This window comes from Salinivibrio sp. MA607 (genome assembly GCF_001996245.1).
Classification (GTDB): Bacteria; Pseudomonadota; Gammaproteobacteria; order Enterobacterales; family Vibrionaceae; genus Salinivibrio; species Salinivibrio costicola.
Genome location: NZ_MUFJ01000041.1, coordinates 1 through 16,606 on the forward strand (window position 1 = coordinate 1; position 16,606 = coordinate 16,606).

Below are 16,606 nucleotides of genomic sequence, written 5' to 3' on the forward strand. Positions count from 1 at the left end.
ATCAAATACTTATAAACAAGCATCAAATACTTATAAACAAGCTATTCATTGGCAAATGATTCAAGCCAAATAAGAGAGGAAATGATGAAAAAAGAATTCTCAGTTGTTATCGCAGGCGGCGGCTCAACCTTCACCCCGGGTATTGTCATGATGCTACTGGAAAACCAAGATCGTTTTCCGATCCGTAAACTGAAATTCTACGACAACTTTGCATCTCGGCAGGAAACCGTGGCTGAAGCATGCAAGATCTTACTACAAGAACGAGCGCCTCAAATCGAGTTCTCTTATACCACCGACCCAGAAGAAGCCTTTACGGATGTTGATTTTTGCATGGCGCATATTCGCGCTGGTCTTTACGCCATGCGAGAGCAAGATGAAAAAATCCCACTTCGTCATGGCTGTGTGGGCCAAGAAACGTGTGGTCCAGGTGGCATGGCTTATGGTCTACGCTCCATTCCTGCTGTGATTGAGCTTATCGACTACATGGAAAAGTACTCACCAAATGCATGGATGCTGAACTACTCCAACCCGGCAGCAATTGTTGCTGAAGCTTGTCGAGTGCTACGGCCTAATTCGAAAGTGCTTAATATCTGTGACATGCCGATTGGGATAGAGACCCGTATCGCTGAAATCTTGGGCTATGAAGACCGTAAACAGTTTGATGTGATGTACTACGGCCTGAACCACTTTGGATGGTGGAAAGAGTTTAAAGATGCCAAAACCGGCGAAGATCTCATGCCTCGGATTAAAGCGTATGTGAAAGAACATGGTTACTTGCCACCTAGCGCGATGAACGGTGCTCAGCATACCGACGAATCATGGAAAGATACGTTTATCAAAGTGCGTGACGTGTATGCGCTGGACCCAGAAACGATCCCAAACACATACATTAAATATTATCTGTATCCTGATTATGTTGTGGAACACTCCGATAAAGTTTATACCCGTGCCAATGAAGTGATGGATGGACGCGAGAAAGAAGTGTTCACCGAATGCCATCGCATTATCGCAGCAGGGACAGCAAAGGACACCACCATTGAGGTTGAGGAACACGCATCGTACATCGTTGACTTAGCGACCGCGATTGCCTTTAACACCAAGGAAAGAATGCTACTTATCGTCCCTAACAACGGAGCTATTAGTAACTTTGATCCAACAGCGATGGTTGAAATCCCTTGTATTGTCGATAATACAGGCGCAAAACCAATGCAAATCGGTGAAATCCCTGAATTCCAAAAAGGCATGATGAATCAACAGGTATCAGTTGAAAAGCTTGTTGTTCAAGCTCACGTTGAGGGCTCTTACCAACGGCTGTGGCAAGCATTCACCTTGTCAGCCACAATTCCAAGCGCTTCAAAAGCCAAAGAAATTTTGGACGAAATGCTAGAAGTGAACAAAGAGTATTGGGTAGAACTCGGTTGATAAATACGTTCTAGGCTAGTTAGAGCTAACCAAGGGAGCCAATCATCCGGCTCCCTTTTTCGTTCTAAGCACCACGGCTGGTTATTAGTAAGCCAGATACGGCATCAATTCATCCATATTACCCACCACAATCTGCTGCCCTTGGGGATTGTATTTTTGCATGTGTATATCGATGTTATATGCAATTAAAAGGTAGTGAACGAGAGAGGCATTAGTGGGGATTCTCAGGGTACCGTTGATCATGCCGTAATCTTTTTCGATCACCGCTTTTTGCTTATCGCTAAGACGCGTGTCCGGGGTCAGTTCGATAACTGCGTTCGTATTCCAAAGCGTATCCTCTTGTTTGCCGTGGGCAGCATTATCATTGATGTCTGGGATGCCATGGATGCGACTCAATACAAAATCACGATAGTCTCTTGCATACTCACAATAGGCGCGAACATGCCAGCGTAACGGGGTACAAACCAGCGTATGAGGCGAAATAATCCTTTCGACGAATTCACCATCTTTTAAGGATGTGTAGCAAATATCGACACGTTTTTTATCCCGAATGGCTTGAACGAGAGGCCGCAACACTTCAGGAGCAATATTACGTGTTACTGGACGGATCATTGCTGTATGTTCAAACCCCATGTCAAGGTCACCAAATGTTACGGTGATATCTTCACGGCGGGAAAGGATGTGAAGATACTCGTCGGCATGACCGGAAGTCAACTTGGGAGTAAAGCTCTCATTGGGTTTATAACCCTTTAAATGCTTATCGTAAACAAGGTTACCCGGTGCGATATCGGCTAGATAGGAATTAATATCTTTGGACGCCTGTTGTCGCCCGATACCAAAACTTTGTATCAAGTGATTGGTGGTTAACCTTCCCTCCCAGAGTACAACGATCTCAATCATCCGGTATCGCAAGAGTAAATCCCACCGGATCGGCCATTTCTTCATTACTTAACTCCTGTCCAGTTACTCGACATGTTTATGTATTCAGTATTTACCTGTCTTTACTGACGACATAGTATTTTTTGGACATTTTTTCGTCAACTGGGCAGGCAGCTGGCAGGGTTGGAATAATATCGGAGCTAAGATAATGAGTGCATTGTTTGAAACTTACCTCGAAATGGCAGGACCCGAAACCTGTCAGTCAAAAGACGGCTTTTTGGCAATCATCGATGCCCAGACCGGCCTAGGGAAGACCTATCAAGCCACCGAGCTTCAGCTATCGCACCTTATTGCGGATTCGAAGCTAACACTCATTTATGCGACCAACTTAAGAGTTAACGTGAAAGAAGCGTATGACGCGTTACTTGAGCGCGTTGACGATAAGGCGGCATTAAGTGATAAACAAAAACTAGAACTGAAACGCAACATCATTTGGATCCCATCTCAAGATACCGCCATTGCCGGGTTATCAGAGCAGGATTGGGCAACGATATTCGAGCAGCTCGACGTACAACAACGAAAAGCGATCAAAACGATACGCGATAAAGTCACTCTATTAGAACAGGCAAAAAACAGCAGTAACACGTCGATATTTGATGAGGACCTGCGAGCTCAACACAGCAAAATCTTCTCTATGCTCAAGACATATTTGCAAGGTAAAGCGTGCAAAGATGTCGAATTGAATGATGTTCTTGATCGAATATTCCCGGCACGAAGGATTGACCAGGAAAAAACACAGGTACTCTTTTTAACCACATCCAAGTTGCTCTACCCTTGGCATAGCCTTAATAAAAGCTACAGAGTTAGCGATTTTCTTGATAACTCACTATTGATCCTGGATGAGTTTGACCGTCAGCAAAGTGAATTTCTAAACCATCTAATCAATACCGTCACTGATTATGACATTATCGACTTAACCCGAAAAATTTACGCGAGTTTTGACAGCTTCAAAATTCACGGCTCGCCAGAATTTAGGAATGTCGATCAGTGTTTCAATCGTTTCCGGCATGCGCTCGCTGATCATAAAGAGAAATGGCATATCAACTACCGACCATTCATCACCACTGCAACGATTCAAAAGGGCAGCGAAAACCAAAACCGAGTATTCACTCTCCTTTCCGACCGGATGTCTATTCATACCATTAACTTTGAGCACGAAGCGTTAAAGTCAAAGATTAATCATGAGTTAGGCAGTCATGAGATTGGTTCGGAAGGTAGCGAAAGTGCAATACAATTCGTTAACAATAGTGCCCGGCTTGTTCGGAGCTTTTGCAATGGCATGCTCAGTGCCATTCTTCAGCTGAAAAAGAACTTGGCGAAATTTGAAGACTCAAGAACTTACACCACAGAAAATCTGGTAGAGAAAATCCTCAACCACCTTGGGCTGGTGGATCTGACGCCAAATATTATGTCGTTAATTACGGCCAGATTGAGCTTTAAAGTACAAAATGAGCATCGTGCATATAGCTTTCACGACAGCGGCTACGAAATTGCTAATATTGCTAAATACAGCGACACCGACAATACCGCCAAGGCGTCTACATTTGATTTGGCATTAACATCGACAGGCTTACTCGCTCATTGGGTGCTCGCTGGGGCTAAGGTTCTCGGTGTTAGTGCAACGGCTACCAGCCGCACGGCAATTCATAATTTTGATCTCGACTATCTCAGTGAAGTGCTTTCTGACCGTTTGGTACGTCTCAATTCCGCTCAGAAAGCGGCGATACAAGCAGAGTACTATGCAAAACGTAGATATGCAGAAAACCAGATTCTGATTAGTGTTAAGGGCATTTCCGAGCGTGTGGATTGGGGCGGTGTAGAAGCGCTTTATCAAGAATTCAAAAGAACAAAGTTGCATTCAGTGCTACTTGAGAATGAACTGTGTAAGCTTTTAAGCACGGACACTCAAGGCTTACCGTACTCTATTAAGAGAGCCAATAAGCTAGTCGAGTCAATCCGTCAGTTCTCTTTGCATCCAAGCAACCGATACCATTTTTGCATGATCAACAAAAGCTATAGGAATCATGAGTTCATGGATTTCATGAAGCGGGTGGGTGAGAAGTACAATGTGACTATTTTTGAAAATATTAATGCCGCTTCATTTAGAAATGACCAATTCCAAGCGATCTTAAAACGATTGGAGACCACAACTCAAAAAGTCGTCGTGATCACTAACTACCAGGCGACGGGGGCGGGATTATCGCCCTCATACACGATGAGAGATAATCATACATTAACTTACGTAGGCCCTGAAGGCATTAAACCATTCCAGCATAAAACCGATATTGACTCTATTTATCTTGAGCAACCGACGACATTGATTGGTCGTTTAATTAGCGACGACTTGGCGGTGGATGAGCGCGATCTAGCCATCAAAAAGAGTATTCACGATACCTTTATGCTGCATGAAAAGGGCATTATGGCCGCCAACGAAGCTAAATCGAAGCTCAAACCTCTCATTTCTGCGCGCGTGAATAATTCCGCCATTAGATCTCTGATCTCAAGTTATAAAAAGAGCGAAGATTATCGATATGCTGTTTATCGTTTTATCGAACAAGCGCTGGGCCGTATGTGTCGTACCGAGTGGAAGCAAAATCAAATCACCATTATGTATGACGCAGTTGCTGATTTTGTGGAAACCCTGGCAAAAGACAATCGCAATCTCTCTTTCCTTTCTCACGAATACCAAGCATTGGTGACGGAGATTAAGCTGCACTATCAAGCCAAAGAGCACGAAAAGCAGCAAATGTCCTATCACCCCCGGGCCTCAAGAAACTATGCCCATATACAAAGGCTTGTGACCAGCGTTTATGAACACCAGAATGAAAATTCGATTGGCCAGTACGAAAGGTTGCGTCAGTGGATGCTGACAAAACCGACCATGCTGTCCTCGCCAACGGGAGAGGAAGTTCGTTACTACATCGATGTTCAGAGCTCAGTAGGTCAGTATCAATATCAAATTGATCATTCTGAAGAGAAAGGCATCACTGAAATTTTTATTAATCCAGCGGATGAATCTGGGTTACGCGAAGTATCGGAAGCGGCTGCTCGGCTTCCTTTGCTGATGAAAAACTCATTGGTGTCGGCGCATTTCGACGCCAATGGTTTTGCCACCACCTTTGGCAAAGCTCAGTTTGTATTAGCGCCAGCAATGTTTGATCTCTACATGGGAGCACTTGGCGAAGAAGCGGTAAGTGCGATCCTGATGGCATTTGGTTATCCATTGCATGCCATGCCAAGTGGATGCGTAGAGTGGTTCGATGGCTACATAGCACTCGGCAACCGAATTTTGTTGGTTGATGTTAAGCATTGGGACTTAGAGCTGGGATGTTTGGTTCACGACAACACTTTAGATAAATGCCAGGTAAAGCTGCAGCAAATTAGGAAAAATCCACCCGACGAGTTTGTAAATAAGCACCTGCAAGCCTTGTATATCAATACTATATGGAGTGGTGCAGGCGGGATCAATTCGCGCCAATACGAGAGTGAGGATAAACTATTCGTTGAGCATGTTACTCCAAATATCGCGGATGTGATTGAAATTCCTGGAATCATTGACCGAGAGTCGGGTACGAACAATGTCCCTCCCATGAATCAACTACTCGAATTATTAAACCAGTTTGCGGAGTGAAGCCGATGAGTCGAAGTTTAACCACACTGATTAACCTAACCTTTGATTTTGAAGCGTTAAACCAAAAGTACGTGATCTACAAAGCCTCATTGGATAAGAGGATCGGAAATGCTGGTTATGCGCATCAACTGAGTCTTGTTGAACGAGTGGCTAAGCCCAAAGCGCTCATTAAACACTCAGGTTACTACTGGATACTTCGCGATCAACACGATAAAACCAAGCCAGAATCGGCCGATATTGCCTTTGAGCGTGTGGCGTTTGAAGACTGTGCACCACTATTGTTAGGGCGCCTGTTTATACGAGCCCTTGGGAAAGTGGCGTCGAGTGAGTTTTTTTCAGGGCTTGGGGAAACATTTCTCTTTGTAGAGCCGGAGAAGTTTTTTGAGCATACCGTGTACAAATGCATCAAGTTTGATCTTAAAGAAAGTGTGCGTTTTAACGCGTTATTCATCTCCATGGATGGAACCACATTCTCGCCAATAGAAACGGCGCACAAGCGCGCAAACACCATTGAAAGACTACCTAAGTTTGAATTTGACATGGAAAGTGGGCTTTTGCGACGCAATCCGAAAGGAAATCTGATTGTTCACAGCCCAGGAAAAGGCAAATTTACCACAAATGCCATCGATATATCTGGTAAAGAACTGATATCAATGCAAAAAACAAAAACGGGGGCTCTTTATCACTTTGTTGAACTGATGAATCATCATTTCTCTGGCTGCTTGTCGATGCAGCTAAAGTCTATTGAGGCAACTTGGCGCAAGCATTATAAAAAGTGTAATGTCGAAAACGTGTATCAGCGCATTTATCAAGTGATTGATAATCATGGTGGTTTACAAGTGGTAAATGCATCATTGAAAGAGGAAGGATTTGAGAGACTTAAACAGCAGCGATGGCCGGTAAAGATTAAATTCTTGGATTCTGAAGCGAGCATTGATGCGAGCAAACCTTTACTCGTGGTTTTAGACAGCCCCGAAGACTACGACAAAGCAGGGCGATCTGATCCCAAAGCAAGTTTCTATTCCGAACATAGAGTGACGCAAAGTATCTACAACTCCACAATTACTTCGGTACGAAACAAAACGAAAGGTAATGCACTAAACCCGATCATTGATGCGCTAGTCAAAGAAATGGCTATTAAGCAAGAGTGCTTAGCGCAGCAGTTCTTCATTCAAGAATTGCAAGGGGTCTATTGGTTTGTAGAGAGAGAAGATCCCCCATACGGCAATAAGGATCCAATCTTTCATATCTTAAAATGTCGCAACGGATGTTTTCAGTATGAACAACAAGATGCGTTTTACTTTGATGATCTTGGTATCGAACTGCCTGAAAAAAAACGTTATTTTGAAACGCTCAGTTATGTGATCGACATGGCACAGCAATCTCCTCGTATCTGCACCATCGTGCATGAGGAAATTGCGGCGATTCCAGATGCTGCACGGCTTTTTGAAGTATTGGAACATCTAAAAAGAAGCAATCAACAGGGCATAAGTCGTGCGTTTATTGAACGCTTTCTTACTGATGGTACCTATGGGCAAGATCCCGTTTACGGCAAGTTAGTATCAATGCTAAACACGCACCCTTTGCAGGAAGAGTTTGACAAACAAGATCTTAAAATTGCCCAGATTGGATACCGATCAACCGCAGAAAAAGCATTGATTGACGGTTACTTTGAGCAAACAGGCATCATGCTCAATTATTCGATAAAAGGTGAGCACAACGAATACCTAGAAGCTTTAACCGGACACTTCTATGACGCTGACCATTCTGCTTATTTTGTGGGCATTGAAAAAGGAGGGTTCAAGTTTCACCGAGGCCAGTTCAACCACTTGAGATATCTCGAAGGCCCAGAAGACTTAAAACAAGTTTGTTTAACACTGACTCAAAGCTATTTTATCCGTAATAAGTTAGCGACAGTAAAGCCTTTCCCTTTCAAGTATTTGGCGGAATGTAAAGATAGAGTGAAGCACAGTAAGACATAGAAACTTGCCACTATACTGCATTGACGTCGTGAGATGGCATGGTTGCAATGTTCTCAATACGCCCACCAAGCCTATGCTGAGCATGCGCGAATTGTGGGGGGCTTTTATCGGGAATGCCGCTACATATCCATAGTCTAGAAATGAGACACTTAAACGGTGTTAAAGCAGACTGTATAGCCAATGGTGGGACTTGTTGATATTATGGCACCTCACAAAAAAAAGTAGGCTACTGATTGAATTCAATCGGTAGCCTACTTTTAAATGATACAGGATCGCCCTAGATGGATGAGAGGCTGACATTGCAAGACAGCACTAGACTTGAAGAGCTTAGCCAAGCGCAGAGAGAGCGCCTTGCTCATATCGATTTCACCTTATTGTTTAAAGGTGAAGCAGGGCGTAGTTATTTAACTGAGCGGTTTAGTGTGGCACCGTCGGTGGCAACGCAAGATTTTGCACGTTACAAAGAATTAGCTCCTAACAACGTCATGTATGACGAAAAGCGGAGAGTGCACCTGAAAACGAGTACGTTTCAGCCGTTGTTCGATTATGACGTTATGCGGACGCTTGCGACGATCAGCCAAGGGTTTGGTGACGGATTCCTTGGAAAGGTTAAACCACCAATGGCTTGCGAAGCGCCATTTCACCTAAACAAGCCAAAGTTAGGGGTTGTCGCTTCCGTTAGCGAAGCCATACATAAACGTACAGCGATAAACATTGAATATACATCCTTATCCTCGGGGCACGGGTGCAGACAAATTGTGCCGCATACATTGGTAGACAACGGTTTAAGATGGCATGTCCGTGCATACGACAGAAAGCATAAAAAATTTAGGGACTTTGTTTTAACGAGGATAAATGAAGTCCAGCTTATAGAAGATAAAGTTAACGAGGAGAGTGAGACTCTTCAGTGGGATAAACAGTGGAATCGTATCGTTGAGTTAGATCTAGTGCCCCATCCAGCCTTAACGCACCCAGAAGCCGTATCGATGGACTATGGGATGGTAAACAATTGTTTACGTGTGGAAATAAGAGCAGCGTTTGCTGGATATTTATTGCGCTTATGGAATGTTGATTGCTCAAAGAGTGACCAGGATGCTGGGCGAGGGCATCACTTAGCACTGAAAAATCCAGAAGCGCTATATGGCGTGGACAACGCCGCTCTCGCCCCTGGTTATAGCGACTCGTGAGATAAATTAATGAATATAAAAGAGTATTTAGGCGACCTAATTGGCGGCAGTTTACTGATAACTGAGTCTAGAATAATCGCGGAATCGCTGCTTAAAAAGCTTCCTGAAGACGAATGGAAGTCGCTAATCGTTGAGCAAAATGTGCTCCAGAAAAAATCCGGTCAGACTGCCATTCGTTATGCTAGAACCATCCGTTGGCGTATTGAGGGAATGGGAGAAGCGTTTATGAGTGAACTTTTGGCTGCGAGTGAGCGCGCGTATGTCCAGATGCTCATGGTTTCATTGCTGATTCACTCTCCGATCGTCGTTGACTTTATGCGACTCACCCTCGCAGAGGCTCGTCGCACTTATAAGCCCGCTTTAACCGCTGACGCGTGGTCGGAGTTTTATGCGACAAGAATGAGCGCGTATGCTGAGCTTGGCAACTTCTCTGACACGACTGTCAAAAAAATGGGTAATAACGCTATTAAGGCATTGGTTGACAGTGGTTATCTGAGTGACAGTAGAACAAAGAAAATACAACCCGTTTACCTCATGCCAGAAGTTAAAGGTTGGTTAGTACATCTGGGCAGAGAAGATTTGATTGATGTTATGGAGTGCACAATATGAAGGCGCTTCAGGCTAGGCTTGATCTAATTTTAGAAAGGATTGAAACCCCTCAGTTCTTGAAAAACGATGGTTTGGGCAATGAAATAGGATTTTGGATATTTGATTACCCCGCTAAGTTTGAATTGGTACTTCGGGAGCACCTCAGACATGTAGACGAAAAGCTCACCAAACGCGGGTACTGCTTTGCTCATATCAATATTTTTCAAGTCTTGATAGAGATGCTTGAGAAACGTGATCTATTTGATCGAGCTTGCCAGCGTGAACTGCAAGTCGGTGTCGATGGTGTCCGAAAAACACTGTCAGGCCCTCTGAGCCAAGATAAAGTAGCAAAGCATATTGCGAACACGTATCAACCATCAGAACTTGATTTTATGCTGCTGTCAGGTTTAGGCAGCGCCTGGCCCCTTGTTCGGGGTCACGAGCTACTTAGTGCTTTGCAAGACGTTATGGGCAATACGCCACTAGTGCTTTTCTATCCAGGTGAGTATAGCGGAATGGATTTGCACCCTTTCGGCATGATCGAATCTAAAAACTATTATCGCGCCTTCAAGCTAGTGCCTGAAGACGGTAAAAAATCCTTTTCAGAATATAAGAAGTAGAGCAGGGAGCCTCCTGAATGAAAATTGAACAGATTTTTTCTAAAGAGCTGACACGTAATATTAACGGCGTTGTTAAAGCCGAGCAAAAAGACAATGACAGCGTGTACGTTGAGCTTGATGAGTATGTAGTAACTCGCGAGTTGGACCGACACTTTCGGGCATTCTTTGAAGCTTATGTAACATCGGTAACGCAAAGCGACGCAGCAATGTCGGGTAAAATTGGTGTATGGATTTCTGGATTCTTTGGCTCGGGTAAGTCTCACTTCCTAAAAATTCTATCTTACCTTCTTGAGAACAAATCGGTTAAAAAAGATGGAAAAGGTCGCCAAGCATTTGATTTTTTCAAAGATAAAATCAGCGACGCTATGCTGTTGGCGGACATCCAAAATTCGGTTACCAAAGATACAGATGTCATTCTTTTTAACATTGATTCAAGAGCCAATACGGATGACCAAGAAAATGCCATTCTTAAGGTTTTTCTCAAAGTATTTAATGAACGAGTAGGTTACTGCGCTGATTTTCCTCATATTGCTCACTTAGAACGTGAGCTTGATAAGCGCAATCAATACGCATCTTTCAAAGAAAAGTTCGCTGAGTTGACACTATCAACTTGGGAAACAGAGCGTGACGCTTATGACTTTTATCGAGACGAACTAGCAGAAGCACTCGCTCATGCCAGTGAGCAATCATTAGAGTCTGCCAAGGCGTGGGTTGAGCAAGTTGAAAACAATTTCCCGCTAGATATCCGTAATTTCTGTAAATGGGTCAATGAATATCTAGATCGTACTGGGGATCGAAATATTCTGTTTTTAGTCGATGAAGTCGGTCAGTTTATCGGTAAAAATACCCAAATGATGTTGAAACTTCAGACTATTACTGAGGATCTTGGCACTTACTGTGGAGGTAGAGCATGGGTCGTTGTAACGTCACAGGCTGATATCGATGTCGCCATCGGAGGGATGGATAAGCGCGATGGCGAAGACTTTTCTAAAATTCAGGGGCGTTTTAGCACTCGCTTACAGCTATCGAGCTCGAATACTTCTGAAGTGATTCAGAAGCGTCTGTTGCCGAAAACGGAAGAGGCCCATATGCGCCTCGCCGATGTCTTCGCTGAAAAAGCCGATATTCTTCGCAATCAGTTGACATTTGATAAAACGACAACGGCTTCTCTAAGAGGTTATACCGACGCCCCGTCTTTCGTAGACAACTACCCGTTTGTTCCGTACCACTACACGCTGGTACAAAAAGTGTTTGAGTCAATTCGAACAAAGGGCGCGACGGGTAAGCATCTGGCTATGGGTGAGCGTTCATTACTTGACGCTTTTCAATCAGCTGCAAAGCAGATGAAAGAGGCAGATCTTAATGTACTTATCCCATTCCATAGTTTTTATGCACCGATTGAAAGCTTCTTGGAACCAGCAGTCAAACGAACAATTGACCAAGCTTGTGAGCTAGATTCATTAACAGAATTTGACGGCAAGATGCTAAAAACTCTGTTCTTGATCCGTTATGTCGACGTTGTCAAAAGCACACTTGATAACCTTGTTACGCTTTCAATTGATCAAATCGATGCAGATAAAATTGTACTGCGCAAACAAATTGAAGAGAGCCTGAATCGTCTTGAACGCCAATTGCTGATTGCCCGCAATGGTGATGAGTTTGTTTTTCTGACCAATGAAGAAAAAGAGATTGAAAATGAGATCCGTCACACGGATATTGAAATGTCCGAGGTCTCTAACAAACTATCTTCTATTGTTTTTGACGGCATATTGAAAGGTAATCGTGCTTATCGTTACCCGATTAATAAGCAAGACTTTGCAGTGAGCCGCTTTTGTAACGGTCATCCAAAAGACGGTACCACGCTGGAAGACCTTGTTATCAAAGTTATTTCACCTTTGGACTCGCATTATGAAGACTATGCGCATGACCAAGCGTGCATTAATCACACACTAGAGGCCGATGGTTGTGTGTTGGTTCAATTGGGAGAGCACAAGCGTCTTTGGGATGATCTGACTACCTTCATTAAAACGGACCGATTCTTAAAGCAAAATTCGGGGCAGCGACCTGAGCAAGCGCACCTTATGCGCGAGAAGCAGATGGAGAATATTGAGCGCGAAAAGCGCTTGAGAACCGATTTTGAAGTTTTGTTTGCAGAAGCAGACGTTTATGCGATCGGAACAAAACTACCGAAGAAATCAGCGACGCCAAGTGCCATCGTCGAAGAAGCATACAAATACGTCATCGAGAATACCTTCGCTAAATTAAACATGCTCAAGGCGACGCCTGGTGAAGTTTTGCGTGAGCTAAAGGCCGTACTCGCTGCCGATGATATTGCACAAATCGGATTGGACCTTCACGCGGATGAATGTAATCCAGAAGCCACCCGTGAGATAGAGCAGTACGTTACATTAAAAGTAGAGCGTAATGAGCCCGTGTATTTACGTGATATCGTTGCCCGCTTTGGTAAGCGCCCTTATGGCTGGCCAGATAATGAAATCTTATTGCTCACTGCAAGGCTGGGCTTGGCTGGAAAGGTATCTTTTAGTACCCAGGGCACAGATCTAGCGTTGAAAAAAGCTTACGAGCCGTTTACCAGCGTGCGTAAACGCGGCGAGATCCGTGTACATAAGATCAGGCAACATGACGAGCGCCAAATTAAAAAGGCTGCTGGTCTTGTTAAAGAAATCTTTTCTAAAACCTTTACCGGCTCGGGTGAGAAAGAGCTCTACGAATTAGTGCGCGATGAATTACTGGCTTGGAATGAAGAGCTGAAATCATTTAGAACCAAGTCGCAGACGGGTCATTTTCCCGGTAAATCTCAAATTGACGATGGTCTTGCGTTGGTAGCTGGCGTTCTGGAAAAAGATGTCGGAAGTAATCCTAGCTTCGCCCTTATTGCTCGATTCCTAGAAGATGCAGATGCCCTTGAAGAGTTTGCTGAGGACTTTGAGGACCTTGATGACTTTTACAATAGCCAATTTCAAACTTGGCAAGCACTTGCTGGCGCATTGAACGAGAAGTTTAAGGCTAATAGACCCGCGTTAGAAAAAGACAGTGAAGCATTAAAAGCGCTCACTGAATTAGAACGCATTTACAATATGTCCTCACCGTATGAGCAGCTGCGCCACATTAACCCGCTTATTGAGCAAGTGGCGAAAGTTAACTCAACATTGGTCGAAGAAAAACGCACACATGCTTTAGAGCGTGTAGATCTGCGCATCGGTCGAGTAAAAGAAACGCTAGAGGAAGCTCATGCTCCGTCTGAGCTACAGAACCAGGCACTACGCCCGTTGCAAATGTGCAGACAGCGCATTGAAGCAACAGCTTCAATACCACAGACTATTAGTGAGCAAACTGAAGCGGAAGGTTACGAGGACGAAGCCTATGAGTTGCTGAATAGTTTTATCGAAGATCAACGCAAAAAAGCTGAAGCTGAGCAAAGACGTCGTGAACTCGAACAGAAGAAACGCGAAGAAGAAGCAGCGGAAGCAGCGAAAGCCGGTAAGGCAGCTCCAGCACCTGAGCCTGCCCCTGAACCAGTGCAACCACAGCCGATTGCAAAACGTACCGTAACGATTAACCCAACCGATGCCATGGCCAAGTCAGTAACAACCGGATTCATTGAAAGTGAAGCCGAAGTTGATGCCTATCTTGCCGCTTTGAAAGAGCAGCTGATTGCTGCGGTCAAAGCTGGCGACCGAGTAAGAATCAAGTAAGAGCGCAATATCATATGAATACTGTAAAGCTTAAAACATATGCGCCTCAAGCAAGACGTGAGTTTATCACCGCTGTTTCAAAACAATTAAATCAGCTAGGAATATACAGCGACAAACAGATATCAGAGGTAAAACAAGAAGGTTCAGTATTACTTATTGAAGGAAAAACCTTTGAGCCTAACGTAAAAACTGCCAGAGAGCGATTGGTCAAAAAGGTTAAGGCAATGGGCTATAACCAGCTCGTGGAACAAGTAGCTTATACCTGGTTCAACCGTCTATGTGCTATTCGCTATATGGAAATCCATGACTATCTAGGTCACGGTTTTCGTGTTTTGTCGCACCCAGACAACCCTAAAGGCTTTGAAATTATCGACCATGCGCAAGACGCTGCGGATGAGCTCGGGTTAGATAGAGCTCGCATTATTGAACTCAAGCTTGCGGGCAACAAAGACGAAGAGCTGTATCGTGAATTGTTGTTAGGTCAGTGCCATAAGCTACACGAAGCGATGCCTTTCTTATTTGACGCATTGGACGATGAAACAGAGCTTCTGCTACCAGATAACCTAACGCGTACAGACTCAATTCTGCGCGGATTAGTAGACGGCATCCCTAAAGAGGACTGGGAACAGGTAGAAGTTATCGGTTGGCTTTACCAGTTCTACATTTCTGAAAAGAAAGATCAGGTAATGGGTAAGGTGGTCAAGAGTGAAGACATCCCTGCCGCCACCCAGTTATTTACACCCAACTGGATTGTAAAGTACCTGGTACAAAACTCAGTCGGTCGTCAATGGCTGCAAACCTACCCAGATTCTGCCATTAAAACGCAGATGGAATACTACATTGAGCCTGCTGAACAATCTGACGAAGTTAACCAACAGCTTAAGGCTATTACGCCAGAATCTATTGAACCTGAAACCATCAAAGTACTTGACCCAGCTTGTGGCTCGGGCCACATACTGATTGAAGCTTACAACGTACTAAAAGCCATCTACGAAGAACGAGGTTTCCGCTCTCGTGACATTCCAAAGATGATTCTGGAGAACAACCTCTACGGCCTAGACATTGATGATCGTGCAGCGCAGTTATCTGGCTTTGCGCTGATGATGATGGCTAGAGATGACGATAAGCGTATTTTTACCCGTAACGTGCGACTCAATGTACTGTCATTGCAGGAAAGTAACCATATCGACCTGACGACGTTGTGGAAAGCACTCAACCTATCGGGAAGTTGGCAAAGCGGCACATCGCAAGGACTGTTTTCTGACGAAGAGCAAGATTTAAGCTCGTTCAATGCAGACAACCGCTACCAACTGCTGAAGCGAACGTTGGCAAGGTTCACTCAGGCCAAGACCTTCGGTTCTTTGATTGATGTGCCAAGCGATGAGCATGGACAGCTAAAAGAGCTACTAACCACACTTGTCGAGCTTCAAGAGTCAGGCGACTCAATGCAAAAGCCTGCGGCGAAGCAATTGATTGAATTTGTGCATCAAGCGCTCGTGCTATCAATTCGTTATGATGCTGTTATTGCGAATCCTCCGTATATGGGAGGGAAAGGCATGAATGCAGATTTGAAAGAGTTTGCGAAGAAAAACTATCCAAATAGCAAATCTGACTTGTTTGCAATTTTTATTGAGCGAGGTTTTAGCTGGCTGAAAGCTACAGGCTTCAATTCAATGGTGACAATGCAAAGCTGGATGTTCTTATCTAGTTATGAGCAGATGAGGAGCTCCATATTAACCCATAGGACTATTGAAAATATGGTGCATATGGGTAATGGAGTTATGAAAATTGCGTTTGGTACGAATGCGACGATCTTTAAGGCAAATTTAATTGAAAATTTTAGCGGTACATATTTACCCGAGTTTCCGCACCTAATTTAGGAATAAACCGCTTCGTATAACTGACCCAACAATTTCAGCAATCGTCGTTGATGCTCTCGTACACCGGTAATGAAGCTCTGACCGTCGAGTTCGAGTGTGTCGATCCCTTCAAATTTTAAGAATACCCAACGTGCCGTCGGTTTAGTCGTTGTTTTGTTCTTCACCATGCTTGGGAAGAACGCTTCTGTCTTGTTAAGTTGCTCTCTGATTTTGTGCTCTAGACTTGCGTAAACAAGAAGGCTAAGCGTCATTATCATGAGCAGAGCCTCAATGCGTTGAGGTTTTTTTAAGAAGATCGAAGACGTTAAAAACTCGGGGCTTTTCAAAAAACGAAAGCCGCGCTCTACTTTTTGTTGGGATTTGTAATGTTCAAGCAATGCAGCCATGGTCAGATCCGTACTGTCAGTATCGTTGGTAGCAAGGATAAACATACCCACTTTAAGCTTAGCCAGTTTCACTGGCTAAGCTTAAAGTGGGTATGTTTATCCTTGCTACCAACGATACTGACAGTACGGATCTGACCATGGCTGCATTGCTTGAACAAGAGCGCGGCTTTCGTTTTTTGAAAAGCCGCTTTCGTTTTTTGAAAAGCCCCGAGTTTTTAACGTCTTCGATCTTCTTAAAAAAACCTCAACGCATTG

The 16,606-nt window shown here is 44.1% G+C and carries 9 protein-coding genes and 2 pseudogenes; 9 read left to right on the top strand and 2 right to left on the bottom strand.

Features of this window, described 5'->3' with window-relative positions:
- Positions 1-81 precede the first annotated feature (81 nt).
- Positions 82-1,422, top strand: coding sequence for a 6-phospho-alpha-glucosidase (locus BZG81_RS14645; RefSeq protein WP_206744320.1), 1,341 nt, complete (start codon positions 82-84; stop codon positions 1,420-1,422).
- An 84-nt stretch (positions 1,423-1,506) separates the two neighbouring features.
- Here the strand turns inward: BZG81_RS14645 and BZG81_RS14650 are convergent, their stop codons facing one another.
- Complete coding sequence (locus BZG81_RS14650; protein WP_077677741.1) at positions 1,507-2,367, bottom strand: helix-turn-helix transcriptional regulator; 861 nt, start codon at positions 2,365-2,367, stop codon at positions 1,507-1,509.
- Positions 2,368-2,509: 142 nt separating this feature from the next.
- Here BZG81_RS14650 and BZG81_RS14655 point away from each other — a divergent pair, with 142 nt between their 5' ends.
- The 7 genes from BZG81_RS14655 (at position 2,510) to pglX (ending at position 15,965) form a co-directional block, all read left to right on the top strand.
- On the top strand, positions 2,510-5,992 hold the full coding sequence (locus tag BZG81_RS14655; protein ID WP_077677742.1) for a hypothetical protein: 3,483 nt from the start codon (positions 2,510-2,512) through the stop codon (positions 5,990-5,992).
- 5 nt (positions 5,993-5,997) lie between these two features.
- Positions 5,998-7,974: a hypothetical protein gene (locus BZG81_RS14660; RefSeq protein ID WP_077677743.1), complete on the top strand. Its 1,977-nt coding sequence runs from the start codon at positions 5,998-6,000 to the stop codon at positions 7,972-7,974.
- Between the two features lie 299 nt (positions 7,975-8,273).
- Positions 8,274-9,161: a WYL domain-containing protein gene (locus tag BZG81_RS14665; RefSeq protein ID WP_077677748.1), complete on the top strand. Its 888-nt coding sequence runs from the start codon at positions 8,274-8,276 to the stop codon at positions 9,159-9,161.
- Positions 9,162-9,170: 9 nt separating this feature from the next.
- Positions 9,171-9,770 (top strand): DUF1819 family protein, encoded by a 600-nt coding sequence (locus BZG81_RS14670; RefSeq protein WP_077677744.1) that lies wholly within the window; start codon positions 9,171-9,173, stop codon positions 9,768-9,770.
- Positions 9,767-10,369, top strand: coding sequence for a DUF1788 domain-containing protein (locus BZG81_RS14675; protein WP_077677745.1), 603 nt, complete (start codon positions 9,767-9,769; stop codon positions 10,367-10,369). The genes BZG81_RS14670 and BZG81_RS14675 overlap by 4 nt, the downstream gene beginning before the upstream one ends.
- Before the next feature lie 17 nt (positions 10,370-10,386).
- On the top strand, positions 10,387-14,085 hold the full coding sequence (gene brxC / locus BZG81_RS14680; RefSeq protein WP_077677746.1) for a BREX system P-loop protein BrxC: 3,699 nt from the start codon (positions 10,387-10,389) through the stop codon (positions 14,083-14,085).
- Between the two features lie 14 nt (positions 14,086-14,099).
- On the top strand, positions 14,100-15,965 hold the full coding sequence (pglX, locus tag BZG81_RS14685; RefSeq protein WP_241827403.1) for a BREX-1 system adenine-specific DNA-methyltransferase PglX: 1,866 nt from the start codon (positions 14,100-14,102) through the stop codon (positions 15,963-15,965).
- Here the strand turns inward: pglX and BZG81_RS14690 are convergent.
- Positions 15,962-16,423, bottom strand: a pseudogene (locus tag BZG81_RS14690) (IS1634 family transposase); the annotation flags it as partial. The gene pglX and the pseudogene BZG81_RS14690 sit on opposite strands and share 4 nt — an antisense overlap.
- Between BZG81_RS14690 and BZG81_RS14695 the strand changes: the two are divergent.
- Positions 16,417-16,606, top strand: a pseudogene (locus BZG81_RS14695) (IS1634 family transposase); the annotation flags it as partial. The pseudogenes BZG81_RS14690 and BZG81_RS14695 sit on opposite strands and share 7 nt — an antisense overlap.

Coding starts and splice junctions, on each gene's coding strand:
- BZG81_RS14645 (WP_206744320.1), top strand. CDS start 82: ATGATGAAAAAAGAATTCTCAGTTGTTATCGCAGGCGGCGGCTCAACC.
- BZG81_RS14650 (WP_077677741.1), bottom strand. CDS start 2,367: ATGAAGAAATGGCCGATCCGGTGGGATTTACTCTTGCGATACCGGATG.
- BZG81_RS14655 (WP_077677742.1), top strand. CDS start 2,510: ATGAGTGCATTGTTTGAAACTTACCTCGAAATGGCAGGACCCGAAACC.
- BZG81_RS14660 (WP_077677743.1), top strand. CDS start 5,998: ATGAGTCGAAGTTTAACCACACTGATTAACCTAACCTTTGATTTTGAA.
- BZG81_RS14670 (WP_077677744.1), top strand. CDS start 9,171: ATGAATATAAAAGAGTATTTAGGCGACCTAATTGGCGGCAGTTTACTG.
- BZG81_RS14675 (WP_077677745.1), top strand. CDS start 9,767: ATGAAGGCGCTTCAGGCTAGGCTTGATCTAATTTTAGAAAGGATTGAA.
- brxC (WP_077677746.1), top strand. CDS start 10,387: ATGAAAATTGAACAGATTTTTTCTAAAGAGCTGACACGTAATATTAAC.
- pglX (WP_241827403.1), top strand. CDS start 14,100: ATGAATACTGTAAAGCTTAAAACATATGCGCCTCAAGCAAGACGTGAG.